Origin of the sequence: Bradyrhizobium sp. (assembly GCF_035935975.1) — a bacterium.
Lineage (GTDB): Bacteria > Pseudomonadota > Alphaproteobacteria > Rhizobiales > Xanthobacteraceae > Bradyrhizobium.
Genome location: NZ_DASYWN010000041.1, coordinates 1 through 25,823 on the forward strand (window position 1 = coordinate 1; position 25,823 = coordinate 25,823).

Genomic DNA, 25,823 nt, shown 5'->3' on the forward strand with positions numbered 1-25,823 from the left:
GAGCTTGTGGCGCGAGATCCGATCACGATCCGGGCTGTGCAGCGTCACCAGCCACGTCTTCTGACTGAGTTCGATCGCAAGGAAAATTGTGCCATTATGGTCGCTGGTGAGCGTGCCTACAGTCGATGCTTGCATCTGACCCTCCGTGGGTTCGAGTGTGGAAACCCAAACCTACCGGAAAGGCCACGCTCACCGCCCCATGGAATCTACGAGATCTCGCTCGTAGTGACCGACGGAAAGACCTATGCCTTCTCCACCCCGCACCATTCCGCGATGAACAGCGCCGTCGCCTTGGTCGTCTTCTTCAGCGACTCCAGATCGACGAATTCGTTGAAGCCGTGCATCTCGCCGCCGCTGGCGCCGAAGCAGAGGCTTGGGATGCCGTAATTGAGGCCATAGAAGCGGGTGTCGGTGAGCGCGGTGAAGACGAGGTCCTCGACCGCACGGCCATAGACCTTGCTGAAGGCCTTGCCGAATGCGGCTTCCGGCGCGGCGGAGTCGGTCAGCTCATAGCCTTCCGAGAGGAAGCCGGACCATTCGACCTCCGGCGGATTGTTGGCGAGGAAGCGGTGGTTGCGCGAAGCGGCGGCGACGCAGGCCAAAATCTCCTTCTGGTGATCGGCGACCGACCAGCCCGGCAGGATGGCGATGCGGCAATCGACGTCGCACCAGGCCGGCACGCTGGAGGCCCAGTCACCGCCCTTGATGATGCCAGGATTGAAGTTGATGGGATGGTTCAGCGTCTTGAAATGGCGGTCGGCCTTGGCCCGCTCGTTCCATTCGATCTCGAGCTTCTGCAGGGCGTGGACGAGATGATAGGCCGCCATGATCGCATTGGAGCCGGAGCCGGCAAAGGCGACGTGGGTCGGATGCCCCTTCACGCGCAGGCGGAACCAGATCACGCCGACCTGCGAGCGCACCATCTTGCCGGCGGTGGGCTCCGGAATGAAGCAGGCATCGGCGCGATAGCCGCGCTGCAGCGTCGAGAGCGCGCCGACGCCGGTGCTCTCTTCCTCGATCACCGACTGGAAGTGGATGCGCGCCGTCGGCTTCAAGCCCGCGGCCTTGATCGCATCGAGCGCATAAAGCGCGCCGATGGTGCCCGACTTCATGTCGCAGGCACCGCGGCCGAACATCTTGCCGTCCTTGATGACGGGCGAGAACGGCGGTGTGTCCCACAATTCCAGCGGCCCCGCCGGCACCACGTCGCAATGGCCCTGGAGGATCAGCGACTTGCCGGCCTCGGTCGTCGGACGATAGGTGCCGACCACCGTGCGTGCCTTGGAGAAATCGTGCTCGATCGGGCCGAAGCCGCGCAGATCCTTGAGATCGTCGACGTTGATGTGCCAGTCATCGACCTCATAGCCGCGCGCGCGCAGGAGATCGCCGATCATGTCCTGGCACGGTCCCTCCGCCCCGCGGGTCGAGGGGATCGCGACGAAGTCTCTTGTGGTCGCAAGCTGGGCTTCGAAACCGGCGTCGACGGCGTCAAGAATCCTCTGCTGCGTTTCGGCATTCATCAGGCTGCTCCGGGCGTTCAAACAAATCGAAGAGCGCGCAAGCTAGCCGATTTCAGCCGTTCGGGTACTCCACAAAATAAGCATCCCGCAATGCATCTTCGAGCAGTCGGCCTTCTGAATAGCCATCCAGCGTCGCAGGGCGCGTGACGCCGTCGAGCAGGCGCGGACACGGCTCGGGCGCACCCAGCACCGTGCGCACCGGGATGCGCTCGGCATAGATCGGCAATTCGTAGTCCTCGTCGTCATCCGCGACACCCTTGGCGCGGACTTTGGCCGAGGCCTCCTCGATCTCCATCGCGATGAAGGAGGTCGCCTTGATCTCCTGGGTGTTGCTGGCCCGCAGGCTCGCGGTGCGGTCCGGAAAGAAGCGATCCACCATGGCGATCACCGCCCGCTCCTTCTCCTCGGGATCGGTGACGAGATAGGCGGTGCCGAACGCCATCACCGCGCGGTAGTCGGCGGAGTGGTTGAAGCCGCAGCGCGCCAGCACGAGGCTGTCGAGATGGGCGACCGTCAGGCAGACGCGCTCGCCCTTGGTCTGGTTGCGCAGCATGCGGCTGGCGCTCGAGCCGTGCCAATAGAGTTTTGTGCCCTCGCGCCAGAAGAAAGTCGGCGTGCAATAGGGCTGGCCGTCGATGACATAGGAGACATGGCAGAGCATCGAGGAGTCCAGGATGCGATGAACCGTCTCGTGATCGTAGAAGCCGCGGTCGTGACGGCGCTTCACCTGGTTGCGCGCTGACGTCGGATAGGAATTTGGGCTCTCGGTCTGGCTCACGGCCGCTCCTGTCGGGATTGGAACAATTCCAGGAGAGTTGTAGCGGCCGATTTGGTCTGCGATAGTGCCAATTCCATGCAAAAAATTCCGACCAATTCTCCCGCCAAGCCCCCTTCAGCGGCAAAGGCCGAGCTGCCGCTCGACCTCACCGGGGCGCACATCACGGCGGGCGCGTCCGCCGCGCACCGGCTGTACCAGGCGCTGTGCGAGATGATCGTCTCCGGCCTCGTCAAGCCCGGCGAGCCGCTGCCGCCGTCGCGGACGCTGGCGAAGCAGACGGGTTTCCGGCGCAACGCCGTCGTCACCGCCTATGAGCGGCTGATCGCCGACGGCTTTGCCGACGCAACCGTCGGCTCCGGCACTTTCGTCGCCGCACGCATCCCGGCGCGCACGACGGAAGCGAAGAAGCCGAAGGTCGTGGTCGAAGCGCCCCGGCAGGGCGCGTTCGCGCTCGGCTGCACCCATATCGACGAGCGCGCGGTGCAGCGCTTTCGCGCCTTCGTCGGCCGGCGCATGCGCGCCTTCGGGTCGGAGCATCTGCATTATGGCGATCCCCGCGGCAGCCGCGAGCTGCGCGCGGCGATCGCGGATCACCTGCTGTCGGCGCGCGGGCTGCGCTGCGATCCCGACCAGATCATGCTGACGTCGGGCACGCTGCATGCGCTGCGCATCGTGCTGAGCGCGATCCTCAAGCCCAATGACCAGGTCTGGTGCGAGGACCCGGGTTACCCCGCCGCGAGAAAAACCATCGCGCATTGCGGCTATCGCGCCGTGCCCGTTCCCGTCGACGAGCACGGCATGCGCGTCGCCAAGGGACGAACTGCCGGTCCCAACGCACGCGCGGCCTATGTCACGCCCTCGCACCAGTTTCCCCTGGGCGTGCAGATGTCGATGCCGCGACGGCTCGAACTGCTGGACTGGGCGAAGCAGGCTGGCGCCTTCGTGCTGGAGGACGATTACGACAGCGAGTTCCGCTATGACGGCGCGCCGCTGATGTCGCTCGCCGGTATCGATCACCTCCAGCGCGTGATCTACATGGGCACGTTCGCCAAGACGCTGTTTCCCGGCCTGCGCATCGGCTATTGCGCCCTGCCAGAGCGCCTGATCTCCGACGTGACCGCTGCCCGCGCCGCGCTCGACCGCTTTCCCGGCACGCTGATGGAAGGCGCGGTGGCCGACATGCTCAATTCCGGCGCGTTTGCCGCGAACCTGAAACGGGTACGAAAGCTCTATCGCGAGGCCCGCGATGCGCTGGCCGAAACGCTGGAGGCGGCCTCCGACGGCGCGCTATCCGTGCCGGTGCCCTCGCAGGGGCTGCATCTTGTCGCCCGGTTCGATCCGTCGGTCGATCTGTCGGTCGCAGCGCACGCGAAGCAAGCCGCCGGCGCGGAAGGCTGGCTGCTCGCCGACACCTATTCGCGGGCACGTCCCCTGCCCGGCTTCGTGCTGGGATTTTCGGGACACGCGGTTCCCAAGCTCGTGGCATCGGCGGAAAGGCTCGCGCGGGAAGCGCGTGCCGGCTTGCGCGCGAGGAGCAAACCGGCCCGGCGCGCCTGACGAAGGCTCACTATCAGAATCGGTGGACGGTCCCTACATTGCGGCATCGATGCCGGGACCTCTGACCATGCTTCTCCGCCGTGCAATCTGCCTCTCGCTCCTGATCTCCGCCGCGCTCGCGACGACGGCATATGCCGCCACCGTCGGACGCGAGCAGGACATCACCGATCTCAAGCTCGGTCAGCGCGTGCAGGTCGATGACGGAACCTGCCCCGCCGGACAGGTCAAGGAGGTGCGCGGCGCAAAGATGACCGATAAGGGTGTGGCAAGGACCAGCGCCTGCGTGCCGCGCTACGGTCCGAAGACGAAGTGAAGGCTCAGGACTTCGCCGGATCGAACATGCACTGCAAGGTCGGCTTGGCGATCTTGGTAAAGGTCGGGCCGATCTCGCTCTGCTTTGATGCCGGCACCCAATCGGTCTCGATGGTCGGCACGCCGGTCTCGCTGATGCCGCGCAGCAGCGCCTCGCGCAGATCGCGATCCTCGACGGCGGCGGCGGCGTGGTCATGCAGACAGCTGCAAACCGCTTCGGGATGTTCCCAGCGCCCGAGCATGTGCGGCGCACATTGACGCACGAACTCGCTGCGGGGATCCGGCAGCCGCGAGGGCGTGCGCACCTGTGCCTGGGCGGCACTAATCGCCAGAAACGATACAAACGCGGCGACGCCGAAACGAACAATCATGATGGCCTTTATCGGCTGATTATTGTTGTTGGCGATCAGAAGCGGGTAGCGACGACAATCGGGTGCTGCGGCGCAGGGGTAGTCACTGGCGTTCCACTATACTGGAAGGTGCCGATCCCGGGAAGGTTACCGTCGGGCGTGCCGGCGAACGAGGAACCGGCAAGCACGAAACCGAAGGCAAGGATGAAGCTGAGCGCGCGCATGATCTTGTGTCCCATTCGGTCACCGGCGGTTCCGCCGTCCTCGTTGTGAGCCTGATAACCATGCGTCGTTTCGCGCGTGATGCGCCAAAAGCGGAAAATGGTTTCGTCTTTGTGAGAATTGTTTCGTCGCGCCCCATGCGACGAAACATTCAGCGAAAAATCCCAATCATTTCAGATGGGTCGCACAGCGTTTCAAAGCGGCGTTGCAGGCTCATTTCGCGCTTGAAGGCATGCCCGCGCAGCGCGCCGTCACGCCCGCGACTTATGCGCTTCACATGCATTTTACGCTTTTCTGCTTAAGAGAAGCCCGAACGAAGGCTGGGTCGGATCGAACCGGGGGCGCTTCGGCTGCGACCCAAGCCATCGAAACCGCAAAGCCCGGAACCACCGGGCGCGTTCAGTCGAGGGATGGCCATCATGACGGCGCAAGATCGCGCAAAGGCGCGCGACGCGGACACGGGCCGCGCCGACCAACACTCCAATCGCTTCGCGTCAGTCGGCGCGATGTCGCTGCAGTCGGGCCGCGGCTATGAGGCCGCGCCGCAAGCATTCGTGCGGCTGACCGGCTCGCACCTCGTCAAGCCGCAAGCCAGCCGCACGCTCATCACTGAGTGAACGCAAGCGCGTCACTGAGTGAACACAAGCGTTACTGTGAACGCGCGTGCATCACTGTGTGAAGAATTCACCGCACTTCTGCACGTTCGCGTCCGCCGGTCCCCACGGCATGATCGGCACGGTCGAGGTCGAGTTCTTCGGCGAGCCCTCGATCAGCTTGTCCGAGTAGACCATGTAGACCAGCACGTTGCGCTTGGCGTCGCAGCCGCGCACGATCTGCATCTTCTTGAAGAACAGTGAGCGACGCTGACGGAACATGTCGTCGCCCTGCTCCATCTTGCCCTTGAACTTGATCGGGCCGACCTGGCGGCAGGCCAGCGAGATGTCCGAGACCTCCTCGGCAAGGCCGAGCCAGCCCTTGAAGCCGCCCTTCTCAGGCACCGTGAAATGACAGGCGACGCCCTCGACTTCGGGGTCGTCGAGACCATAGGTCGCGAGCTTGTCGTTCGGGCTCATCCATTTGAACACGGTAGAGCGGCGGAAGATCAGATCGGGCTCATCGGCGGCGGATGCGGAAGCCAGTGGCACGGCCATAGAAAGGAGGAATAAAGCGAGGCCTTTCAAGCGGATGCCAGAAAGACCGGGGAAACGAGATGACATGAAGTTCTCCGGTAACAAGTCCCGGCAATGTAGGCATGAGGCGGCCGCTCAGGAAGATGACGGGAGGCCTGGCGCGGCCGCCGTTTACCGCTCCGTGAGGCTTTTTTGCTACGTCGTGGACAAAAGTAGATGATGGCAGAACTGCTCTGCTGGTGAACGCGTATCCCCTCTGCGAGACTAATGTCTGATTTGGAATTATGGATTCGAGGATGAATAGCGTGAACGGGTCCGGTTTTTCTACCAAGCCGGCGCGGCTCTGGCAGATCGCCATTTTGACGGCGGCCGGTGCGATTGGCACTGCAAGCCAGGCAGACGCAGCATTTTACTATTGGACGGATTATTCGGACGGCTCCTATGGCCGGCAGGAACGGCATCCCGAGATGCCGCGCCAGAAGCCGCAAAAGCACGGCGCCTCCAGCAAGAAAAAAGAAGCCGTCGTCGAGAAGGAAGCCGGCACCAAGCCGCAAGGTCCGCTCGTCATCGTTGTCTCGATCGACCGGCAGAAGGTGACGATCTACGACACCAACGGCGTGTTCGCGGAGTCTCCGGTGTCGACCGGCATGAAGGGCCATTCGACGCCGATGGGTGTGTTCAGCGTCATCCAGAAGCACAAATTCCACCACTCCAACATCTATAGCGGCGCGCCGATGCCGTACATGCAGCGGATCACCTGGTCCGGCGTCGCCATGCATGCCGGCGTGCTGCCGGGCTATCCGGCGTCGCACGGTTGTATCCGCATGCCGATGGCGTTCGCGGTGAAGATGTGGAACTGGACCAAGATGGGCGCACGCGTCATCGTCACGCCCGGCGAGATGACGCCGCACAGCTTCCAGCACCAGATGCTCGCCTCGGTGCGCGTGCCGCCGCAGCCTGCTGCGAGCCTCGAGCCGCAAACCAATGTCGGCGACAAGGCCGACAAGGGCGCTGAACAAGCCAAGGTCACCGAGGCCAAACCGCAGGAGACCAAACCGCAGGAGACCAGGACCGCCAGCGCCGACAGCGTGCTCGAGCTGCGCTCCTCGGTCGGCCATGCCGTGATGTCGGACATGACCACGGGCAATGCACCCGCCCATGACGACGCCGCCAAGCCGGCCGACAAGCCCGAGACGAAGACCGCCGAGGCGTCTGATACATCCAAGCCACGGTCGGACGACTTAGCAAAACCTGCGAGCACGGAAGCGAAGCCGGCCGATGCCGCGGAAGTGCCGAAGGCAGCCGCAACCACCGGCGACAACGCCGCTGACCAGGCCCAGGCTGCGAAGACTGCGCCTGAACCCGCCAAGGCGGAGCCTACCAAGGTCGAGGCAGCCGACACTGCGAAGAAGCCCGACGCGACCCTGACAGCCACGGTGCCCGCAGCCGATGCCAAGAAGGACGAGACCCGCGTCGCCGATCCCGCGCCGGCGGCAAAGCCGGAAGCGCCGAAGCGGGCCGGCCAGATCGCGGTCTTCATCAGCCGCAAGGATTCCAAGATCTACGTGCGGCAGAATTTTGCGCCGCTGTTCGAAGCGCCGGTCACGATCGCCCCGAGCGACCGGCCGCTCGGCACCCATGTGTTCACCGCCGAAGTCGACAAGGCCGATTCCAACGCACTGCGTTGGTCGGTGGTGTCCCTGCCCGTCACCGCTCGCTCCGCCGCGCGCGAGGATGACAGCCGCATGACGCGCCGCAAGGGTGGCACCGCCGTGATCCCCGTTGCCGCGAAGCCGGTGGTGACGCCGGATAGTCCGGCCGAAGCACTCGACCGTATCTCCGTCCCTGCAGACACCATGGCGAAGATCAACGAGATGCTGACGTCAGGCGGATCGATCATCGTCTCCGACCAGGGCATCAACCAGGGCGAGACCGGCGAAGGCACCGACTTCATCGTCCGCCTGTACTAGGCCGCACAGTTCCCGATAACGCGGTGTTGAGCGCCCGACTCGCGCCGGCAGCGTTAAGCTCCGCGCGGATCATTTCGGGGGACGCCGTCATGATGAACCGCAGGACCATGCTCGTTGCGACGCTCGCCGGCGCCATCGTGCCGACGACCCGCGCGTTCGCCGATGGCGGCATGAGCCGGATTCCGGCCTACGCCTTCTCATTTCCTGCATTGTCAGGCGACGACATCCGCCTTGCCGCGTTCACCGGCAAGCCGCTGCTGGTGGTCAACACCGCCTCGCTTTGCGGCTACACGCCGCAATATGCCGGCCTGCAGGAAATCTGGACCGAGTTTCGCGCGCGCGGGCTGACCGTGATCGGCGTGCCCTCCAACGATTTCGGCGGTCAGGAGCCCGGCGGTGCCAGCGAGATCACCGAGACTGCGCACCATCAATATGGGGTTACCTTCCCGATCGCGGCCAAGGCCGTCGTGGTCGGTGCCAAGGCGCACCCGTTCTACAAATGGGCGGCCGAGGCACGGCCCAGGGAGGTTCCGCGCTGGAACTTCCACAAATACCTGATCGGCCGCGACGGCTACATTGCCGAGGTCTTTCCGTCGGCAGTCGAGCCGGCCGATACGCGGGTCAAGACGGCCATCGCCAGGACGCTGGCCGATAGCTGAGACGCCGTCGCGCTCCATCCGGTTGGGCACAATTGTGGCGGGGTGCCAAACAGCCGTTGCAATGACGAGGGCCCACCATCTAGGCTAGGACCATCTGGGGCGGGAAGGTTTTGCCGGAGCGAAAAGCGACGGTGGAACAACGGGATCAATCTCGAGGACAACACCATGCGTGTGGCGGCAGGACTGATTTTGGCAAGCGCGATGTCTGTTGCGATGGCAGGCGCGGCGTGGTCGCAGACCCCGGCCGCGAAGCCCGCTGCCGCGACCCAGGCTGCACCGGCGGCAGCGCCCGCTGCAGCGGCGGCTCCCGCACCGGCGGCCGCAGCCCCGGCGCCGGCCGGCTTCGTCAATCCGCCCCCGCCGCAACAGGCGCCGCAGCCCGCGCGCGCGGCCTGCAACACGCCCGGTGCGCTCGGCGTCGCCCGCACCGTCGAGATCGACACCACAGGCGGTCCCGGCTTCGGGTTCGAGCATTTCAAGGAGCTCGACTTCCTGCGCGACAAGGAGGTCGTGCTGACCTTCGACGACGGCCCCTGGCCGAAGAACACGCCCGCGGTGCTGAAGGCGCTCGCCGACGAATGCACCACCGGCATCTTCTTCTCGATCGGCAAGCACGCGACCTATGAGCCCGAGATCCTCAAGCAGGTCTATGCGGCCGGCCACACGGTGGGCACCCACACCTGGTCGCACGCCAATCTCAACAACAAGAAGCTGAACGAAGCGCAGCGCAAGGAAGAGATCGAGAAGGGCCTGTCCGCCGTGAAATGGGCGCTCGGCGGCATCTCGCCCTCGCCGTTCTTCCGCTTCCCGGCGCTGCAGCACCCGCCGGAGATGGTCACCTATCTCGGCAACCGCAACACGGCGATCTTCTCCTGCGACATCGACTCCTTCGACTTCAAGGCCTCCAAGCCCGAGAAGGTGATCGAGACCGTGATGAAGAAGCTCGACAGCAGGGGCAAGGGCATCATCCTGATGCACGACTTCCAGAAGCACACCGCCGAAGCCCTGCCCGAGCTGCTCAAGCGCCTCAAGGCCGGCGGCTACAAGGTGGTGGCGATGCGCGCCAAATTCCCGGCCTCGACGCTGCCGGAATACGACCAGGAGCTGCTCAAGGACGCCAAGCTGCCGACGGTGAGCCAGCGCCCGGTCAACAGCGTCGTGACGACGGTCTCGGAATAGACCGCAATTGTCTTTCCGGTTCGAAGGTTACGTCATCATCTCGGCGGACGGCATGCTTGCCGATCCGTCGCACATCATGCCCTCCACCCTGGTGTTCGAAGGCGACAAGCGATTTTTCGAGCAGGCGCTCGATCGCGCCGCGATCATCGTGCACGGCGGGCACTCGCACGAGCAGCAGCCGAACTCGCCGAAGCGCAAGCGGCTGATCCTGACCCGCAAGATCAAGGCGCTCACCGTCGATCCGGAAATGCCGAACGCGACGCTATGGAATCCCGAGCACGCGAGCTTCGAGGAAGCCTGCGCCTTCGCCGATGTCTCGTCCGGCACGGTTGCGATCATCGGCGGCCCAGTCGTGTTCGACATGTTCATGGACCGCTACGACACGTTCTGGCTGTCGGAAGCCCCGCATGTGCGGCTGCCCGGCGGCGAAGGCTGTTTCGTGGGCGTGCCGGAGCGGACGCCGCATGAGGTGCTGGCGTCACACGGGATGAAGCCGGGCGATCCGTATCTGCTCGATGCCGCGCATGAGGTGACCGTCACGCCGTGGCGGCCGGCCAGGAGCGTCAGCTAAAATTCGAAAAACAACCCCATGCACAGTACCGGTGTTTTGACACCTGCGTGCAACACATTCACGCGCCACGCATAACGATCACTGGGTGCTGGACGGGGCCAAACCGGATTTCTGCAGTTCAGCGCGCACGCTCTGGAGCACGCTGCGCCAATCGCCGGGCTGCGGTTGCCGGAATTGCCGCAGCGTCGGATACCATGGGCTGTCGTCGCGGTTCAGCAACCACCGCCAGCACCGATCGAAGCGATTGAGCAGCCAGACGGGGCGGCCAAGCGCGCCTGCAAGATGCACCACGGCGGTATCGACACCGATGACCAGGTCCAGCGCCTCGATCAGCGCTGCGGTCTCGCCGAAGTCGTGGAGATCGTCCGTCCAGTCGTGCCAGGACAGCCCGGGCGGCGGCGACTGGCTGGTCCCCGGTCCCTTCTGCAACGAGACGAAACTCACGCCCGGCAGGTCCGCCAGCTCTGAAAAACGTTCGAGCGGAACAGAGCGGCGATTGTCGCCGCTCATCGCCTGATTGCCTGCCCAGACGAGCCCCACCCGCAGGCCCTCGAGTTGCCCGACCCGCTCGCGCCAGGCCGCCGCACGCTGCGGATCGGCCCGGAGATAGGGTATCTCTCGCGGGATGGTTTCGAGCGTGGTGCCAAGGACCCGCGGCAGGCTCAGCAGCGGACAATGCAGATCGAACGGCGGCAGCGGATCGCCGCGGACGACGATGCTCTCGATTCCCGGCAGCCCAGCCAGCAGCGGCAATAGCGGCCGCTGAACCTCGAGAACGACCCGCCGCCCCGCCGCAATGGCCGGCACGAAGCGAACGAACTGGAGCGTGTCGCCCTGGCCCTGCTCCGCATTCAGCAGCAGGACCCGATCACCGATATCTTCTCCATTCCAGAGCGGTTGGCTGAAGCCGCGCAGCTGCAGCGTTTTCTTTGCCTGCTTCCACCGCCACTCATATTCCCGCCAGCCTTCGTCGAACTGGCCGGCCAGCAACAGTGAGGCCGCCAGGTTGAAATGCGCGTCGGCATAATCCGGCCTTTGCGACACCGCCGTTCGCAAGCTCTGAATCGATTCATCAGGCCGCCCAAGATCGAACAGCAAGGCACCGAGATTGTTGAGCGCCTCAGGCAAGGCTGGATTGTGAGAGAGAACGACCCGATAGCACGGCTCTGCCTCGTGGAAACGACCGGCCTCGCGAAGGGCATTGCCGAGAGTCAGTTGCGCGGGAAAATAGTCCGGCTCCAGACGCAACGCTTCCCTGCAGTAGGCTTCCGCCTCTTCCCGCCGCCCCTGGAGTCGCAGCAGGTCACCGAGATTGTTCAAGGTCCCGGGCGAATCTGACTTGAGCTTGCAGGCTTCGCGAAGATGGACCTCCGCCTCGTCGAGACGGCCCAACTTGATGAAAAGGCCGCCGAGATTGGTGTGGGCCTCGGCAAATGTCGGGTCGAGGCGCAGGGCCTCACGATAGCAACGCTCGCACTCCTCGAAGGCGGATCGATCGAACAGCACCACTCCAAGGTTGCAATGGGCCGCCGCGAAATCCGGCCGCTGCCGCAGCACGTGCCGAAACTCGACGATGGCGTCGTCGAACTGCTTCCGCCGCGCCAGCAGATTGGCGAGATTGAAACGGGCATCGACGTGAGCGCGAGCAAGATTGAGATCAAGGCCAGCGGGATGTCGCAGCACGAGCCGATAATGGGCCTCGGCGCCCGTGAGGTCGTCGCATTCGCCCAGCAGGACCCCGAGCTGATTGTGCACATCCAGACTGTCGGGCTTGAGCTTCAGCGCTTGCCGGTAGCTCGCGATGGCCTCGTCCCGTCGTCCGAGCGCGCGCAGAGCGCCGGCCATGTTGCTGTGATGGACGCTGTTGGAAGGCTGGAGCTCGATGGCACGGACGATGAAATCGAGCGCCTTGTCGGGCTGCCCTGCCTGAAGCAAGGCAATCCCCAGGAGTTGAATACAGTCCGCACGATCCGGCTCGGAGGCCAGGATCTGCCGATAGATCACTTCTGCTTGCTGCAAGCGGCCGGCGCGATGATGCACGAGCCCGGCCTCGAACGATACAGACCCCGACGACGCTGCAGCATACATTCCGATGGGCCCCCTCACCGATGCGATCAGGCAAGGCGCGCGTCAGATGGCCCTTCGTGCATTTGAATGCTGAGCAACCCTCGAATTGTCCGCACACCTCGCTCCGGCTCATCCTGCGGCAGCGACCTTGCGCGAGGCTGGACGTTCCGCGCATGTGAATGCGGGCTAACGCGGCGCCAAGCTAACCTGCGGGCTATGGGCTAGACGTCCCCATAGGCCGACTCGGCCGGGCGCGTGGTGCGGCCGTAGCCGATGATCATGCAGAGCGCGCCGATGATCGAGAGATTCTTCAGCGCGTCGACCAGCATCTTGGCGTTGTCGGGCGCTGCCATGTTCCAGAAATCGTAGAACAGCACGGTCGCGACCGCGACGTAGACGATCAGCAGCATGGCGAAGAAGCGCGCGCCGAAATTCAGCGCGATCATCACCCCTGCGATGACCTCGAGCGCCCCGACCGCGATCGCCAGCAGTTGCGGCGTGGTCATGGCAGTGGCCGTCTCGACCTGCTTGGCATAGGGCGCAATCACATCAGGCACCACGACCTTGGTGGCGATGTAATCCGCGGTCGCCTGGATGGCAAAGAGCTTGGTGGCGCCCGTGTAGATGAACAGCACGGCGAACAGGATTCGCCCGAAAGTCACGAACGCTGGCATGATCGGCCTCTTGGCTCAGGCTTTTTGAAATCGGAACTTGGACGAAAGGATTGCGCGATTATGGAGAGTCGTGCGCCGGTTTACAAACGGGGAAATGGGAAACTGAAAGTAATTCAAAACTGGTGGCGTCGGCTGCTTCCCCTCACCCCTTGTGGGACAGGGTGAATCGCGGCGAGACGGGTGAGGGGTTTCTATCGGCACGGATAATTCTCGCGGTCTCGACTCGCGGAGAGATACCCCTCATCCGGCGCCATAGCCGAAGCTTTGCTTCGGCGTTTTTTAGAACGGCGGCCGAAGGCCGCCTATGCCACCTTCTCCCGCAAGGGGAGAAGGATTTGCACCACCGACGACGCGCCAACTCGCACTTACGTGAACAACGTCGGCTGCTGTCGCGCCGCGCGCTCCTGCGCTTCGACCACGGCGACCGCTGTCATGTTCAGGATGCCGCGCGCGGTCACCGAGGGAGTGAGGATGTGGGCCGGACGCGCCGGGCCGATCAGGATCGGGCCGACCGGCAACGCGTCCGCCAGCGACTTGATCATCTGGTAGGCGACGTTGGCGGTGTCCAGCGTCGGCATGATCATGATGTTGGCCTCGCCCTCCAGCTTGGAGTGCGGCAGCACCATTTTTCGCGCAGCGGCGGAGAGCGCGGTGTCGCCCTGCATCTCGCCGTCGGCCTCGATCTCCGGATGCTTCTCCTTCAGGAGCTGGGTCGCCCGCCGCATCTTGCGCGAGGATTCGGTGTCGTAGCTGCCGAAATCGGAATGCGAGACGAAGGCGATCTTCGGCTTGATGTTGAAGCGCTGGACGTGAACCGCCGCGAGCGAGGCGATCTCGGCGAGCTCTTCCGCGCTCGGATTGGGCCGAACCTGCGTGTCGGCGATGAAGAACGCGCCCTTGCTGGTGATCAGCAGCGCCAGCGCGGCGTAGTCGCTGATGCCGGGCGAGAAGCCGACGATCTCGCGGACATGGCGCAGATGGCTCATGTAGCGGCCCTCGACGCCGCACAGCATCGCATCCGCCTCCCCGCGCGTCACCGCGAGCGCCGCGATGACCGTGTTGTTGGTGCGCACCACCGTGCGCGCCGCGTCCGGCGTCACGCCGCTGCGGCCGGCGACCTCGACATAGGACTGCACATAGGAGCGGTAGCGCGGATCGTCCTCGGGATTGACGAGATCGAAATCCTTGCCCGCCTTGATCGACAGGCCGAAGCGCTTGATGCGCGCCTCGACCACCGAGGGACGGCCGACCAGGATCGGCGTCGCCAGCTTTTCTTCCAGCACCACCTGCGTGGCGCGGAGCACGCGCTCGTCCTCGCCTTCGGCGTAGATCACGCGGACCGGCTGGGTCTTGGCCTTGGCGAACATCGGCTTCATGACGAGGCCGGAGCGGAAGGCGAAGCGCTCGAGCAGCGCGGTGTATTCGTCGAAATTGGTGATGGGGCGCGTCGCGACGCCCGACTCTATCGCGGCCTTCGCCACGGCCGGCGCGATGCGCAGGATCAGGCGCGGGTCGAACGGGCTCGGGATCAGCGAGCCCGGACCGAAGCCTTGCGTCTCGCCGGTATCAAAGCCCTGCGCGACCGCATCGGACGGCGCCTCGCGCGCAAGCTGCGCGATGGCCTCGACGGCGGCGTGCTTCATCTCCTCGTTGATGGCGCTGGCGCCGACATCGAGCGCGCCGCGGAAGATGAACGGGAAGCAGAGGACGTTGTTGACCTGGTTCGGATAGTCCGAGCGGCCGGTGCAGATCATGGCGTCGGGGCGCACCTTGCGCGCCTCCTCCGGCATGATCTCCGGGGTCGGGTTGGCAAGCGCCATGATGAGGGGCTTCTCGCCCATCGCCTTGGCCATCTCCGGCTTGAGCACGCCGGGGGCCGACAGGCCGATGAAGATGTCGGCACCGCCGATGACGTCGCCGAGCGTGCGCTTGTCGGTCTTCTGCGCATAGACCGCCTTCCAGCGGTCCATCGAAGTGTTGCGGCCCTCATGCACGAGGCCGTCGATGTCGCAGACCCAGATGTTCTTGCGCTGCGCGCCCATCGACACCAGGAGATTGAGCGTCGCGATCGCCGCGGCCCCTGCCCCCGACGCCACGATCTTGACGTCCGACAGCTTCTTGCCGTTCAGCCTGAGGCCATTGGTGATGGCGGCGGCGACGATGATGGCGGTGCCGTGCTGGTCGTCATGGAAGACCGGGATCTTCATGCGCTCTTTCAAGCGCGCCTCGATCTCGAAGCACTCCGGTCCGCGGATGTCTTCCAGATTGATGCCGCCGAAGGTCGGCTCGAGTGCCGCGACCGTCTCGACCACGCGGTCGATGGTGTCGGCGGCGATCTCGATGTCGAACACGTCGATGCCGGCGAATTTCTTGAACAGGACGGCCTTGCCCTCCATCACCGGCTTGGACGCCAACGGGCCGATATTGCCGAGGCCCAGCACCGCGGTGCCGTTGGAGACCACGGCGACCAGATTGGCGCGGGTCGTCAGGGTCGCGGCTTCCGCCGGGTTCTTGGCGATCTCGGTACAGGCGGCGGCGACGCCCGGAGAATAGGCAAGCGCGAGGTCGCGCTGGTTGGCAAGCGGCTTGCTCGCCTGGATCTCGAGCTTTCCGGGACGCGGCAGTCGGTGATAGGCCAGCGCCGCCTGGTGGAGATCATCTGAATAGGACGACATGCGGTCTCTTGCCTCGCGTTACCGGCCTCAAAATGCATCATCCGGAGCGGCCATCCAAGCGGATGGTATTTCCGGGTCGTGGAAACGGGATGAAGCACGGCGGGCGCCCCGGTGGCAACATCCGATTGCGGCCCCATCAACAGGGCGGCTGGTCAAATATCTGATAGCGTTAGCTTTCCCTAGACCGCGCGACGTTTCCCGAATATGGCAGCTTGCGCAGTGCAAAACGGGCAACTGGAGCTGGGAATGAAGCGCATCCTGATCGGCCTGATCGTGGCAGCCATGCTCGCCGCGGGCGGATGGTTCGGCTTCAACCTCTACGCCAAGCACCGCGCCACCGCCGAGATCGAGGCGGCGTTCGAGCAGATGCGCGCCGGTGGCGGCAAGGCGAGCCACGGCAAGGTCGCGTTCGACCTGATGACCCGGACGCTGACGATCGACGACATCGCGGTCACGCCCGGCAGCCAGCCGCAAGCGCAGGTCAGGATTGCCGGCATCAAGGGCACCGGCATTCGCCAGATCGACGACGGCAGGTTTTCGGCCGACAGCATCGACATCACCGGCATCGACGTCGCGCTGGAGCAGGTCGGTCAGGCCAAGGTGAAGGCGTCCTACAAGATCCCGCAACTGACGATGCGCGACTATGCCGGCCCGCTTCACACCGGGACGGCGCCGGCGAACGGCTCCCTGATCGATCTCTATCGCTACGTGCTCGGTCAATACGCAAGCGTCGCGGCGTCCTCGCTCACGGCGCCCACGCTGACGATGAGCTTCGATTCCGGCGGCGGTCCCGGCGGCAGCGGCGAGATCACCTATTCCGGATTGGCGATCCAGAACCTGAAGCGCGGCAAGATCGATGCGATGAAGGCGGATCGTGCCGCCATCTCGATCGACGTGAAGCAGCCGGGCAAGCCGGACAAGCTGACCGGCGAGCTGGCGAACGTCATCGTCAATGATTTCGATGCGACCGCGATCATCGCCGCGCTCGATCCGAAGACCAGCAGCGACGAGACCTATCATCGCGTCTACCGGCAAGTCTCGGCCGGCCCCTACGCGCTCAAATCGGCCCAGGGGATGCGTTTCGATATCGACGGCTTCGTGATGGAGAACATCGACGTGCAGCCGTCGAAATTCCGGCTGGCCGAGCTATTTGCGGCGCTGCCGCAGGATCAATCGGCTATTCCGACGCCGGCACAGTCGCGCGAGATGCTGGAGAAGCTCGCCGGGGTTTATGAGGGCCTTCGCATCGGCAGGGCCGAGGTCAGCAAAATTGCGATCGGCACGCCACAGGGGACCGGCAAGGTCAATGCGATCCGATACCGCGAGGGCGAGTTCGCAATCGAGGGCGTCGATACGCCGGCTCCGCAGGGACAGTTCAAGATGGAGCGCTTCGCGCTGAAATCGTTCAGCGCAGCGAACCTGATGCGCTGGGCGGCGGGCCTCAGCAATCCCGGACAGACGCCCTCGCCGGATCAGGTGCTGGGCCTGTTCCGGGTGCTCGAAGGCGCCGAGATCAAGGGCGTGGTGTCGCCCTACAAGACCACGCGGCAGCTCGTCACCATCGACACGATCAGCCTGAACTGGGGCCAACTGGTCGGATCGATCCCGAGCAAGGCCAATCTGGTCGTGAAGATGGTCACGCCCACCGATCCCGCCAATCCGGCGCAGCGGCCGCTGATCATGGCCGGCGTCGACAAGCTCGCGATCGATCTCGACCTCGGCGCGGCCTGGACGGAATCGTCCGGCGCGTTCGCGCTTGCGCCAGCGACCATCGATCTCGGCAATCTCGCCAGGGCGCAGGCCCGCTTCGCGCTTGCCAACGTGCCGCGCGGCCTGTTCACGACCGACCCGGTGCAGGCGATGGGCCAAGCGGCGCAGGTCGAGGCCGGCGCGATCGAGCTCTCCTTGCGCGACAGCGGCGTGGTCGATCTCGTCGTGGCCCAGTTTGCCCGTATGCAGAATGTCAGGAGCGACGCCGCGCGCAGCGCCATCGTCGAGTTGATCAGGGCGCAGGGCGAGAAGGTCGGCGCCTCCAACCTCGATGCCAAGGCGGCCGCGGGCGCGTTGGCCGACTTCGTCGCCACATCGGGGCAAACGCTGAACATCAAGCTGACGCCGCTCGGCAAGGTGCCGGTGCTTCAGCTCGTGGACGCCCTGAACAGCGAACCAATCGTCGCGCTGGCGCAGTTCAGGATCGAGGCATCGACGGGGTTGTAGGAGAGAGCTGTCTCGTGCCCCGGACGCAGCGCAGCACGCAGTGATGCGCTGCTGAGCCGGGGCCCACGTCTCGGCGAGCCGCGGTCTTCTGGGTCCCGGCTCTGCGCAGCGTCACTGCGTGCCGCAGCGAGTCCGGGACACGAGACCGAAAAAAACCGGCCCGTCTCACTTCTGCGGCAGGTTCACCCGCACATGCAGCTCGCGGAGCTGTTTTGTCGTCGCTTCCGACGGCGCGCCCATCAGCAAGTCCATGGCCTGCTGGTTCATCGGGAACAGCGAGATCTCGCGCAAATTCGTGGTGCCGCAGAGCAGCATCACGATGCGGTCGACGCCCGCGGCCATACCGCCATGCGGCGGCGCGCCGTACTGGAAGGCGCGGTACATGCCGCCGAAGCGGTCGACCACTTCCTGCTCGCCGTAACCTGCGATCTCGAACGCCTTCACCATCGCTTCCGGCACGTGGTTGCGGATGCCGCCCGAGGCGATCTCGTAGCCATTGCAGGTGATGTCGTACTGGAACGCCTTGATGGTCAGCGGGTCCTGGCCCTGCAACGCATCGAGACCGCCCTGCGGCATCGAGAACGGGTTGTGCGAGAAGTCGACCTTCTTGTCGTCCTCGTTGTACTCGTACATCGGGAAATCGACGATCCAGGCGAGCTCGAACCGCTCCTTGTCGGTGAGGTTCAGTTCCTCGCCGACCTTGTTGCGGGCCAACCCTGAAAACTTCCAGAACTTGTCGGGATCGCCGGCGACGAAGAAGGCGGCATCGCCTTCCTTGGTGCCGATCTGCGCGCGGATCGCAGCGGTGCGCTCGGGCCCGATGTTGTTCGCAAGCGGACCTGCGCCCTCGCCGCCTTCGCGCCACATGATGTAGCCGAGGCCGGGCTGGCCCTCGCCCTGCGCCCACGAGTTCATGCGGTCGCAGAACGCGCGGCTGCCGCCGCCCGGTGCCGGGATCGCCCAGACCTGGTTCTTGGGATCTTCGAGCATGCGCGCAAACACCTTGAAGCCGGAGCCACGGAAGTGCTCGGAGACGTCCTGCATCTCGATCGGATTGCGCAGGTCAGGCTTGTCGCTGCCGTACTTGCGCAGCGCCTCGGCGAACGGAATCCGGCGCCAGTTCTTGCTCACCGGCTTGCCCTTGGCGAACTCCTCGAACACGCCGGTGATGACGGGCTCCATCGCCGCGAACACGTCTTCCTGCGTGACGAAGCTCATCTCGACGTCGAGCTGATAGAACTCGCCCGGCAGACGGTCGGCGCGCGGGTCCTCGTCGCGGAAACACGGCGCGATCTGGAAGTAGCGGTCGAAGCCCGACATCATCAGCAGCTGCTTGTACTGCTGCGGCGCCTGCGGCAGCGCGTAGAACTTGCCGGGATGGATGCGCGACGGCACCAGGAAGTCGCGCGCGCCTTCCGGCGAGGATGCGGTCAGGATCGGGGTGTTGAACTCGAAGAAGCCCTGCCCCTCCATCCGCCGGCGCATCGACTTGATGATCTCGACGCGGGTCATGATGTTCTGGTGCAGCTTCTCGCGGCGCAGGTCGAGGAAGCGGTACTTCAGGCGGATGTCTTCGGGATATTCCTGGTCGCCGAACACGGGCAGCGGCAGGTCGCCGGCCGGGCCCAGCACCTCGATCTCGCTGACGTAAACCTCGACCTTGCCGGTCGGCAGGTCGTCATTGTCGGTGCCTTCGGGGCGGCGGCGGACCTTGCCGTCCATCTTGACCACGAATTCCGAGCGCAGCTTCTCGGCCAGCGAGAACGCCGGCGAGTCCGGATCGACCACGCACTGGGTCAGGCCGTAATGGTCGCGCAGGTCGATGAACAGCACGCCGCCATGGTCGCGGACGCGATGGACCCAGCCCGAGAGGCGGATCGTCTCGCCGATGTTGCTGTCGCGGAGCGCGCCGCATGTATGTGACCGGTAGCGATGCATGGTCGTCCCAAAATCAATGTCGGAGGAAGCGAATCGGACGACCCCAAGAGGGCCGGTCCGAAGTTGCGGCAGGGTTTACCCGACGAGGCCCAAAGCGGCAACCCGAGGCGGCAACCACGGCAACGGCCTGTTTTGGGCTGGAAGCGCCCATTTTCGGCCGATCGGGCCCCAAGCCTTTGCCATCAGGCATTCCCCGCCTATCTTTACCTCCATGACCGTCCATTTCCCGTTCCAGAACTCGTATTCGGCCCTGCCGGACAGCTTCTTTGCCCGCGTCGCGCCGACCCCTGTCGCCGCCCCCCGGCTGATCAAGCTGAACCGGCCGCTGGCGGTCCAGCTCGGGCTCGATCCTGACCTGCTGGAGACCCCCGAGGGAGCCGAGATCCTGGCCGGCAAGACGGTCCCCGCCGGTGCCGATCCCATTGCCATGGCCTATGCCGGCCACCAGTTCGGGCAATTCGTGCCCCAGCTCGGCGACGGCCGCGCCATCCTGCTCGGCGAGGTCATCGACAGGGACGGCATCCGCCGCGACATCCAGCTCAAGGGCTCGGGCCCCACCCCGTTCTCCCGCCGGGGCGATGGCCGCGCGGCGCTGGGACCGGTGCTGCGCGAATACATCGTCAGCGAGGCGATGTATGCGCTCGGCATTCCGACCACCCGCTCGCTCGCCGCCGTCGTCACCGGCGAGCACGTCATCCGCGAGACCGCGCTGCCCGGTGCCGTGCTGACGCGCGTCGCCGCGAGCCATATCCGCGTCGGCACCTTCCAGTTCTTCGCCGTCCGCCGCGACACCGACGCCATTCGCCGGCTCGCCGACCACGTGATCGTCAGGCACTATCCGGACCTGCTGCACGCCGAGCGGCCCTATCACGCCCTGCTCGCCGCCGTCGTCGCGCGCCAGGCCGAGCTCATCGCGCGCTGGCTGCTGGTCGGGTTCATCCACGGCGTGATGAACACCGACAACTCCTCTATCTCCGGCGAGACCATCGACTACGGTCCGTGCGCCTTCATGGACGCCTACAATCCCGCGCAGGTGTTCTCCTCGATCGACGAGATGGGCCGCTACGCCTATGCCAACCAGCCGCGCATCGCACTGTGGAATCTGACGCGGCTGGCCGAATGCCTGCTGCCGCTGTTCGGAGGCGACCAGGAGAAGGCGATCGCAGAAGCCCAGGACATCCTCGGCGCCTTCGGCGAGACCTTCAGCAATGCCTATCAGGCAGGCCTGCGCAGGAAGGTCGGCCTGTTCACGGAGCGCGACGGCGACGAGGCGCTGATCCAGGATCTGCTCGATGCCATGGCCAAGAACCAGGCCGACTTCACCCTGACCTTCCGCAAGCTCGGCGATGCCGCGGGCGATGACGGCACTGACGTGCGCGCGCAGTTCATGGAGCCGACCGCCTTCGACGAATGGGCCGGACGCTGGCGCGCGCGCACCGCGCTGGAGCCGCAGAGCGCGGCCGAGCGGCAAGCCGCCATGCACGCCGTCAATCCGATCTTCATCCCGCGCAACCACCGCGTCGAGGCCGTGATCCAGGCCGCGGTGAATGACGACGACTACGCGCCGTTCGAGGAATTGGTGAAGGTGCTGGCGAGGCCATTCGAGGACCAGCCGGACTATTCCGCCTACGCCGATCCGCCGCTACCGGACCAGCGGGTGCTGCAGACGTTTTGCGGGACGTGAGCGCGGCGCAGGCACGCCGCTACCTATAATTGGCCCAACGGCGGATTACGCTTTTGGCTGATCACGCGATGTGCGCGTGCGCTGTGGACGCCGCGCGCCCGCCGGAACCACTGTCATCAAACTGAAACACACGGGCTCTAACCGCCTGTCAGGATCGTCTTGCCGGAGGCGTCCATCCTCCAACAGTCCCGACAAAGCGCGCCATGCCCTTCAAATTCGTCCACCTCACCGACACGCATCTCGCGAACCCCGGGCTGAAGCTCTATGGCCTCGATCCCCGCGCGCGGCTGGACGCGGCGGTCGCCGACATCAACAAGCACCAATCCGATGCCGCCTTCGCGGTCGTGACCGGCGATCTCACCCATTGGGGCGAGCCTGAATCCTACGCCAATTTCGCCGAGGCGATGGCCGCGCTGAAAATCCCGTACATCGCCATGGTCGGCAATCACGACAAGCGCGTGGCCTGCCTCGACGGCCTGAAGGCCGCGCCGCGCGATCCCAACGGCTTCGTGCAGGGCACCCGCACCACCGAGCACGGCCTGTTCGTCTTCCTGGACACGCTGGACGAGACCAGCCACGCCGGCGAGATGTGCGCCAAGCGCCTCGGCTGGCTCGCGAGCACGCTGGCGGCCGCGCCCGCCGACCAGCCATTCGTCGTGTTCATGCACCACCCGCCCTTCCCGGTCGGCGTCCACGCCATGGACGAGATCGCGCTGAAGCAGAGCGCCGAATTCGCCGAGGTGATCGCGCCCCATCGTTCGCGCATCCGCCACCTCTTCTTCGGCCATGTGCACCGCCCGATCTTCGGCAGCTACGGCAAGATCCCGTTCTCCACCCTGCGCGGCACCAATCACCAGGTCTGGTTCGAGCTCGACGCCGACGCGCCGCACCTCGCAAGCCACGAGCCGCCGGCCTACGGCGTGGTGCTGATCGACCAGGACAACCTGGTCGTGCACAGCCACGACTTCCTCGACACCAGTCTGCGGTTTCCCTTCGAACCACCTGCGGGAGTGGACGGCCGCGACTATGCGCTCAACTTCCCGGCGCGGTGACATGAGCCTCGCTGAACCCGCGGCTCTCCCGGTCGCGACTTCGGCGGCACCGCGTCTGCACGTCGTGATGCGGTTCGTCAGCCGCTTCAAATCCTCGCTGCCCGCCTATCTGCTGCTGCTGCCCTCGCTCGTCTTCCTCGCGCTGTTTACTTACGGCGCGATGGGCCGCGTGTTCATCGATGCGCTCTATCAACGCGCCACGCCGAAGGCGCCGGTCCGCTACGTCGGCTTTGAGAACATCAGCGCGGTGCTGGCCGACCCCGCCTTTACCGGTGCGGTCGTCAACAATCTCCTTTACGCCGTCGGCACCGCGATCCCCAGCATCACGCTGGCGCTGCTGTTCGCGCTGGCTTCGTCGCGCACCCATGCCGTCAACAGCGCGCTGCGCGCCGCCTTGTTCCTGCCGGTGCTGATCCCGATGGTCGCGGCGTCAGCGCTGTTCCTGTTCATCTTCCTGCCCAATGTCGGCCTGCTCGATTATTACCTCGGCCGGCTGCTGCCGGTGCTGCCGAACTGGCTCGGCGACCCCGACATCGCGCTCTACGCGATCATGGTCATCACGATCTGGAAGAACGCCGGCTATTACATGCTGTTCTTCCTCGCCGGCCTGCAGGCGGTGCCCGAGGACGTGATGGAGGCGGCCCATCTCGACGGCGCCGGGCCGTGGCAGCGGCTGCGCCACATCATCCTGCCGGAGCTCAAGCCGACTTTCCTGTTCGTCATCGTGATCGCCACGCTGAACGCGGTGACGCAGGTCGACCACGTCTTCGTCATGACCAAGGGCGGGCCGTCCAACTCGACCAATCTGGTGCTGTTCTACATCTACCAGCAGGCGGTCGAGCATTACGACATCGGCAAGGCCTCGGCCGCAACGCTGCTGACGCTCGCAGCCCTGATGGGCCTCACCGCGCTGTCCTTCCGCACCATGGCGAACCGCGAGGGCGGGCCATGAATCCGATCGACTGGCTGCTCAAGGACGCTCCGCTCGCAACACGCCGCGAGATCACGCCGAAACTCGGCTTTTTGCTGACGGTACTGCTCGCGATCGTCTGGCTGATCCCGTTCCTGTGGATGGGCGTGGCGACGCTGCGGCCTGCCTCTGACGGCATCAACGCCATGGCCGAGCTGATGCCGAGCCTGAAGCCGACGCTCGACAATGTCAGGGATGCCTGGGAGATCGGCGATTTCCCGCGCTACGCCCTCAACACCACGCTGATCTGCACCGGCATCCTGCTGGTGCAGTTCGTCACGATCACGCTGGCGGGCTTTGCCTTTGCGCGGCTCGATTTCGCCGGCAAGTCGCTGATCTTCTACCTGTTCCTGATGCAGCTGATGCTGGTGCCGGTACTGCTGATCGTGCCGAACCTGAAGCTCGTCGCGCAGCTCGGCCTCTACGACACGCTCACCGGCGTGATGATGCCGTTCTTCGCCTCGGCCTTCGGCACCTTCCTGATGCGCCAGGCCTTCGAGGCCATCCCGACCGAGCTGGAAGATGCAGCCCTGATCGACGGCGCCGGCCTGTTCCAGCGCATCCGCCACATCTACGTGCCGCTGTCGATGCCGAGCTTTTCCGCCTTCGCCATCATCTCCGTGACCAGCCATTGGAACGACTTCCTGTGGCCGCTGATGGTGATCAATTCGCCGGACAAGCGGCCGCTCACGGTGGGCCTGTCCGTCTTCACCGCGACCGCGGAAGGCACGCAGGCCTGGGGCACCATCGCCGCCGGCACGCTGATGGTGATCGCGCCGCTGCTCATCACCTTCCTGATCTTCCAGAAGCGCTTCATCAGCTCTTTCGTCACCTCAGGCATCAAATAGGAGATTTTCCGATGCTGTTTACCCGCAGGCTCATGCTCGGCCTTGCCATGGCAGGCTCTATGGCAGGCGCCCTCGCCGTCCCGGCGATGGCCGAAGGCCCGACCGAGATCGACCTGTTCTTTCCCGTCCCCGTCGACGGCAAGCTCGCCCGCGACATGGGCACCTTGATCAAGGAGTTCAACGAAGGTCACCCGAACATCAAGGCGACCGCCGTCTACACCGGCTCCTATGACGACACGCTGATCAAGACCCGCGCCTCGATCAAGGCCGGCAAGCCGCCGTCCGCCGTGATCATGTCGGCGAACTTCCTGCTCGACATGCAGATCGAGAACGAGCTCACCAATCTCGATCCCCTGATCGCCGCCGACGGCACCACCAAGGACCAGTTCCTGGGCCAGTTCTTCCCGGCGCTGCAGGGCAATGCGGTGATCAACCGCTCGGTCTACGGCGTGCCGTTCCACAATTCGACGCCGCTGCTCTACATCAACGCCGACAAGGCCAAGGAAGCCGGGCTTGACCCAACCAAGCCACCGCAGACCTGGGCCGAGCTGACCGACTGGGCCAAGAAGCTCACCAAGCGCGAAGGCGACAAGGTGACCCAATGGGGCATCGCGATCCCCTGCGCCTACGACTATTGCGGCTGGATGATGGAAACGCTCACCATGACCAATGGCGGGCGCTACTACAACGAGGAGTTCGGCGGCGAAGTCTATTACGACACGCCCTCGATGCTCGGCGCGCTGACCTGGTGGAACGACCTCGTCTATAAGCACAAGGTCCACGCCCCCGGCGCCACGCCCGGTCCTGCCGTCAGCACCTCCTTCATCTCCGGCAATGCCGCGATGATGATGCTGTCCACGGGCTCGCTGACCTATGTGCGCGACAACGCCAAGTTCAACTACAAGGTCGCCTTCATCCCGCGCAACGTCCGCAACGCCGTGCCGATCGGCGGCGCCTCGCTGATCATTCCGGCCGGCCTCGAAGCCGACAAGCAGAAGGCCGCCTGGACGCTGATCAAGTGGATGACCTCGCCCGAGAAGAGTGCCTGGTGGAGCCGTGCGACGGGCTATTTCGCGCCCAACATGGCCGCCTACAAGACATCAGACATGGTCGACTTCCTCAACAAGAACCCGGACGCCAAGACCGCCGTCGAGCAGCTCGACGTCGCCAAGCCGTGGTTTGCGACCTACAAGACCGTGCCGGTGCGCAAGACGCTCGAGGACGAGGTGATGCTGGTTCTCAACGGCAAGAAGCAGCCGAAGGAAGCCCTCGTCGCCGCCCAGAAGGCCGCCGACGAGACGCTGAAGCCGTACAATGCCGAGACGTCGCTGAAGCTGCCGTAAGGGGCTACGTGGCTTCGCAGGGTGGATTACGCCTTCGGCTAATCCCCCTGCGAGCTATGAACGCGATCTCCTAGCCAGGGTGGGCAAAGGCGCACAGCGCCGTGCCC

The 25,823-nt window shown here is 64.9% G+C and carries 23 protein-coding genes; 13 read left to right on the top strand and 10 right to left on the bottom strand.

The annotated features are described in order from the left end of the window. Window positions 1-242 precede the first annotated feature (242 nt). Together VGR99_RS22765 and VGR99_RS22770 are read right to left on the bottom strand one after the other, a co-directional pair. A complete protein-coding gene (locus tag VGR99_RS22765; protein ID WP_326901540.1) occupies window positions 243-1,520 on the bottom strand; it encodes an ArgE/DapE family deacylase in 1,278 nt (425 codons plus the stop codon). A gap of 52 nt (window positions 1,521-1,572) precedes the next feature. Continuing rightward, window positions 1,573-2,298 (bottom strand): pyridoxamine 5'-phosphate oxidase family protein, encoded by a 726-nt coding sequence (locus tag VGR99_RS22770; protein WP_326901541.1) that lies wholly within the window; start codon window positions 2,296-2,298, stop codon window positions 1,573-1,575. A gap of 75 nt (window positions 2,299-2,373) precedes the next feature. On the opposite strand from VGR99_RS22770, the gene VGR99_RS22775 reads away from it, so the two are divergent. Together VGR99_RS22775 and VGR99_RS22780 are read left to right on the top strand one after the other, a co-directional pair. Further along, a complete protein-coding gene (locus VGR99_RS22775) occupies window positions 2,374-3,855 on the top strand; it encodes a PLP-dependent aminotransferase family protein (protein WP_326901542.1) in 1,482 nt (493 codons plus the stop codon). A gap of 67 nt (window positions 3,856-3,922) precedes the next feature. After that, complete coding sequence (locus VGR99_RS22780; protein ID WP_326901544.1) at window positions 3,923-4,168, top strand: DUF6719 family protein; 246 nt, start codon at window positions 3,923-3,925, stop codon at window positions 4,166-4,168. Window positions 4,169-4,172: 4 nt separating this feature from the next. On the opposite strand, the gene VGR99_RS22785 is transcribed toward VGR99_RS22780, so the two are convergent. The 3 genes from VGR99_RS22785 to VGR99_RS22795 all read right to left on the bottom strand — a co-directional run bounded on the left by VGR99_RS22785 (window position 4,173) and on the right by VGR99_RS22795 (window position 5,022). Further along, window positions 4,173-4,538 carry a hypothetical protein gene (locus VGR99_RS22785; protein ID WP_326901545.1) on the bottom strand — a complete coding sequence of 122 codons (366 nt, stop codon included), beginning with the start codon at window positions 4,536-4,538 and terminating at the stop codon, window positions 4,173-4,175. Window positions 4,539-4,573: 35 nt separating this feature from the next. Continuing rightward, entirely contained in the window at window positions 4,574-4,756 is a 183-nt protein-coding gene (locus VGR99_RS22790; protein ID WP_326902462.1) for a hypothetical protein, read from the bottom strand. A 134-nt stretch (window positions 4,757-4,890) separates the two neighbouring features. Beyond that, entirely contained in the window at window positions 4,891-5,022 is a 132-nt protein-coding gene (locus VGR99_RS22795; RefSeq protein WP_326901546.1) for a hypothetical protein, read from the bottom strand. A gap of 136 nt (window positions 5,023-5,158) precedes the next feature. Here VGR99_RS22795 and VGR99_RS22800 point away from each other — a divergent pair, with 136 nt between their 5' ends. Continuing rightward, window positions 5,159-5,356 carry a hypothetical protein gene (locus VGR99_RS22800; RefSeq protein WP_326901548.1) on the top strand — a complete coding sequence of 66 codons (198 nt, stop codon included), beginning with the start codon at window positions 5,159-5,161 and terminating at the stop codon, window positions 5,354-5,356. Between the two features lie 51 nt (window positions 5,357-5,407). On the opposite strand, the gene VGR99_RS22805 is transcribed toward VGR99_RS22800, so the two are convergent. Next, window positions 5,408-5,956 carry a CreA family protein gene (locus VGR99_RS22805; protein ID WP_326901549.1) on the bottom strand — a complete coding sequence of 183 codons (549 nt, stop codon included), beginning with the start codon at window positions 5,954-5,956 and terminating at the stop codon, window positions 5,408-5,410. A gap of 209 nt (window positions 5,957-6,165) precedes the next feature. Between VGR99_RS22805 and VGR99_RS22810 the strand changes: the two genes are divergently transcribed. From VGR99_RS22810 to VGR99_RS22825, 4 genes are all read left to right on the top strand, one after another. Further along, a complete protein-coding gene (locus tag VGR99_RS22810; RefSeq protein ID WP_326901550.1) occupies window positions 6,166-7,839 on the top strand; it encodes a L,D-transpeptidase in 1,674 nt (557 codons plus the stop codon). A gap of 89 nt (window positions 7,840-7,928) precedes the next feature. Further along, entirely contained in the window at window positions 7,929-8,498 is a 570-nt protein-coding gene (locus VGR99_RS22815) for a glutathione peroxidase (RefSeq protein WP_326901551.1), read from the top strand. 165 nt (window positions 8,499-8,663) lie between these two features. Further along, a complete protein-coding gene (locus VGR99_RS22820) occupies window positions 8,664-9,677 on the top strand; it encodes a polysaccharide deacetylase family protein (RefSeq protein ID WP_326901553.1) in 1,014 nt (337 codons plus the stop codon). Between the two features lie 7 nt (window positions 9,678-9,684). Beyond that, window positions 9,685-10,248: a dihydrofolate reductase gene (locus VGR99_RS22825; RefSeq protein ID WP_326901555.1), complete on the top strand. Its 564-nt coding sequence runs from the start codon at window positions 9,685-9,687 to the stop codon at window positions 10,246-10,248. Between the two features lie 78 nt (window positions 10,249-10,326). On the opposite strand, the gene VGR99_RS22830 is transcribed toward VGR99_RS22825, so the two are convergent. The 3 genes from VGR99_RS22830 to VGR99_RS22840 form a co-directional block, all read right to left on the bottom strand. Then, window positions 10,327-12,336 carry a tetratricopeptide repeat protein gene (locus VGR99_RS22830; protein WP_326901557.1) on the bottom strand — a complete coding sequence of 670 codons (2,010 nt, stop codon included), beginning with the start codon at window positions 12,334-12,336 and terminating at the stop codon, window positions 10,327-10,329. A 200-nt stretch (window positions 12,337-12,536) separates the two neighbouring features. Next, window positions 12,537-12,989, bottom strand: coding sequence for a DoxX family protein (locus VGR99_RS22835; RefSeq protein ID WP_326901559.1), 453 nt, complete (start codon window positions 12,987-12,989; stop codon window positions 12,537-12,539). Between the two features lie 365 nt (window positions 12,990-13,354). Then, window positions 13,355-15,664: an NADP-dependent malic enzyme gene (locus tag VGR99_RS22840; protein ID WP_326901560.1), complete on the bottom strand. Its 2,310-nt coding sequence runs from the start codon at window positions 15,662-15,664 to the stop codon at window positions 13,355-13,357. Window positions 15,665-15,910: 246 nt separating this feature from the next. Between VGR99_RS22840 and VGR99_RS22845 the strand changes: the two genes are divergently transcribed. Then, window positions 15,911-17,881, top strand: coding sequence for a hypothetical protein (locus tag VGR99_RS22845; RefSeq protein ID WP_326901561.1), 1,971 nt, complete (start codon window positions 15,911-15,913; stop codon window positions 17,879-17,881). A gap of 165 nt (window positions 17,882-18,046) precedes the next feature. On the opposite strand, the gene aspS is transcribed toward VGR99_RS22845, so the two are convergent. Further along, on the bottom strand, window positions 18,047-19,819 hold the full coding sequence (gene aspS / locus VGR99_RS22850; protein ID WP_326901563.1) for an aspartate--tRNA ligase: 1,773 nt from the start codon (window positions 19,817-19,819) through the stop codon (window positions 18,047-18,049). Between the two features lie 211 nt (window positions 19,820-20,030). On the opposite strand from aspS, the gene VGR99_RS22855 reads away from it, so the two are divergent. The 5 genes from VGR99_RS22855 to VGR99_RS22875 all read left to right on the top strand — a co-directional run bounded on the left by VGR99_RS22855 (window position 20,031) and on the right by VGR99_RS22875 (window position 25,716). After that, the gene (locus VGR99_RS22855) at window positions 20,031-21,503 is read left to right on the top strand and encodes a protein adenylyltransferase SelO (RefSeq protein ID WP_326901565.1); all 1,473 of its coding nucleotides are present in this window, start codon (window positions 20,031-20,033) and stop codon (window positions 21,501-21,503) included. 203 nt (window positions 21,504-21,706) lie between these two features. Then, the gene (locus VGR99_RS22860) at window positions 21,707-22,555 is read left to right on the top strand and encodes a phosphodiesterase (protein ID WP_326901566.1); all 849 of its coding nucleotides are present in this window, start codon (window positions 21,707-21,709) and stop codon (window positions 22,553-22,555) included. A gap of 1 nt (window position 22,556) precedes the next feature. Continuing rightward, window positions 22,557-23,507: a sugar ABC transporter permease gene (locus VGR99_RS22865; protein ID WP_326901568.1), complete on the top strand. Its 951-nt coding sequence runs from the start codon at window positions 22,557-22,559 to the stop codon at window positions 23,505-23,507. Further along, a complete protein-coding gene (locus VGR99_RS22870) occupies window positions 23,504-24,373 on the top strand; it encodes a carbohydrate ABC transporter permease (RefSeq protein WP_326901569.1) in 870 nt (289 codons plus the stop codon). The genes VGR99_RS22865 and VGR99_RS22870 overlap by 4 nt, the downstream gene beginning before the upstream one ends. An 11-nt stretch (window positions 24,374-24,384) precedes the next feature. Then, window positions 24,385-25,716 (top strand): ABC transporter substrate-binding protein, encoded by a 1,332-nt coding sequence (locus VGR99_RS22875; protein WP_326901570.1) that lies wholly within the window; start codon window positions 24,385-24,387, stop codon window positions 25,714-25,716. The last annotated feature ends 107 nt before the right edge of the window (window positions 25,717-25,823 follow it).

Bases quoted from the DNA above. Each gene is read 5' to 3' on its own strand.
- VGR99_RS22780 (WP_326901544.1), top strand. From the start codon at position 3,923: ATGCTTCTCCGCCGTGCAATCTGCCTCTCGCTCCTGATCTCCGCCGCG.
- VGR99_RS22865 (WP_326901568.1), top strand. From the start codon at position 22,557: ATGAGCCTCGCTGAACCCGCGGCTCTCCCGGTCGCGACTTCGGCGGCA.
- VGR99_RS22835 (WP_326901559.1), bottom strand. From the start codon at position 12,989: ATGCCAGCGTTCGTGACTTTCGGGCGAATCCTGTTCGCCGTGCTGTTC.
- VGR99_RS22830 (WP_326901557.1), bottom strand. From the start codon at position 12,336: ATGTATGCTGCAGCGTCGTCGGGGTCTGTATCGTTCGAGGCCGGGCTC.
- VGR99_RS22795 (WP_326901546.1), bottom strand. From the start codon at position 5,022: ATGCATGTGAAGCGCATAAGTCGCGGGCGTGACGGCGCGCTGCGCGGG.
- VGR99_RS22800 (WP_326901548.1), top strand. From the start codon at position 5,159: ATGACGGCGCAAGATCGCGCAAAGGCGCGCGACGCGGACACGGGCCGC.
- VGR99_RS22790 (WP_326902462.1), bottom strand. From the start codon at position 4,756: ATGGGACACAAGATCATGCGCGCGCTCAGCTTCATCCTTGCCTTCGGT.
- VGR99_RS22765 (WP_326901540.1), bottom strand. From the start codon at position 1,520: ATGAATGCCGAAACGCAGCAGAGGATTCTTGACGCCGTCGACGCCGGT.
- VGR99_RS22855 (WP_326901565.1), top strand. From the start codon at position 20,031: ATGACCGTCCATTTCCCGTTCCAGAACTCGTATTCGGCCCTGCCGGAC.
- VGR99_RS22820 (WP_326901553.1), top strand. From the start codon at position 8,664: ATGCGTGTGGCGGCAGGACTGATTTTGGCAAGCGCGATGTCTGTTGCG.
- VGR99_RS22840 (WP_326901560.1), bottom strand. From the start codon at position 15,664: ATGTCGTCCTATTCAGATGATCTCCACCAGGCGGCGCTGGCCTATCAC.
- VGR99_RS22860 (WP_326901566.1), top strand. From the start codon at position 21,707: ATGCCCTTCAAATTCGTCCACCTCACCGACACGCATCTCGCGAACCCC.
- VGR99_RS22805 (WP_326901549.1), bottom strand. From the start codon at position 5,956: ATGTCATCTCGTTTCCCCGGTCTTTCTGGCATCCGCTTGAAAGGCCTC.
- VGR99_RS22845 (WP_326901561.1), top strand. From the start codon at position 15,911: ATGAAGCGCATCCTGATCGGCCTGATCGTGGCAGCCATGCTCGCCGCG.
- VGR99_RS22810 (WP_326901550.1), top strand. From the start codon at position 6,166: ATGAATAGCGTGAACGGGTCCGGTTTTTCTACCAAGCCGGCGCGGCTC.
- VGR99_RS22775 (WP_326901542.1), top strand. From the start codon at position 2,374: ATGCAAAAAATTCCGACCAATTCTCCCGCCAAGCCCCCTTCAGCGGCA.
- VGR99_RS22815 (WP_326901551.1), top strand. From the start codon at position 7,929: ATGATGAACCGCAGGACCATGCTCGTTGCGACGCTCGCCGGCGCCATC.
- aspS (WP_326901563.1), bottom strand. From the start codon at position 19,819: ATGCATCGCTACCGGTCACATACATGCGGCGCGCTCCGCGACAGCAAC.
- VGR99_RS22785 (WP_326901545.1), bottom strand. From the start codon at position 4,538: ATGATTGTTCGTTTCGGCGTCGCCGCGTTTGTATCGTTTCTGGCGATT.
- VGR99_RS22870 (WP_326901569.1), top strand. From the start codon at position 23,504: ATGAATCCGATCGACTGGCTGCTCAAGGACGCTCCGCTCGCAACACGC.
- VGR99_RS22875 (WP_326901570.1), top strand. From the start codon at position 24,385: ATGCTGTTTACCCGCAGGCTCATGCTCGGCCTTGCCATGGCAGGCTCT.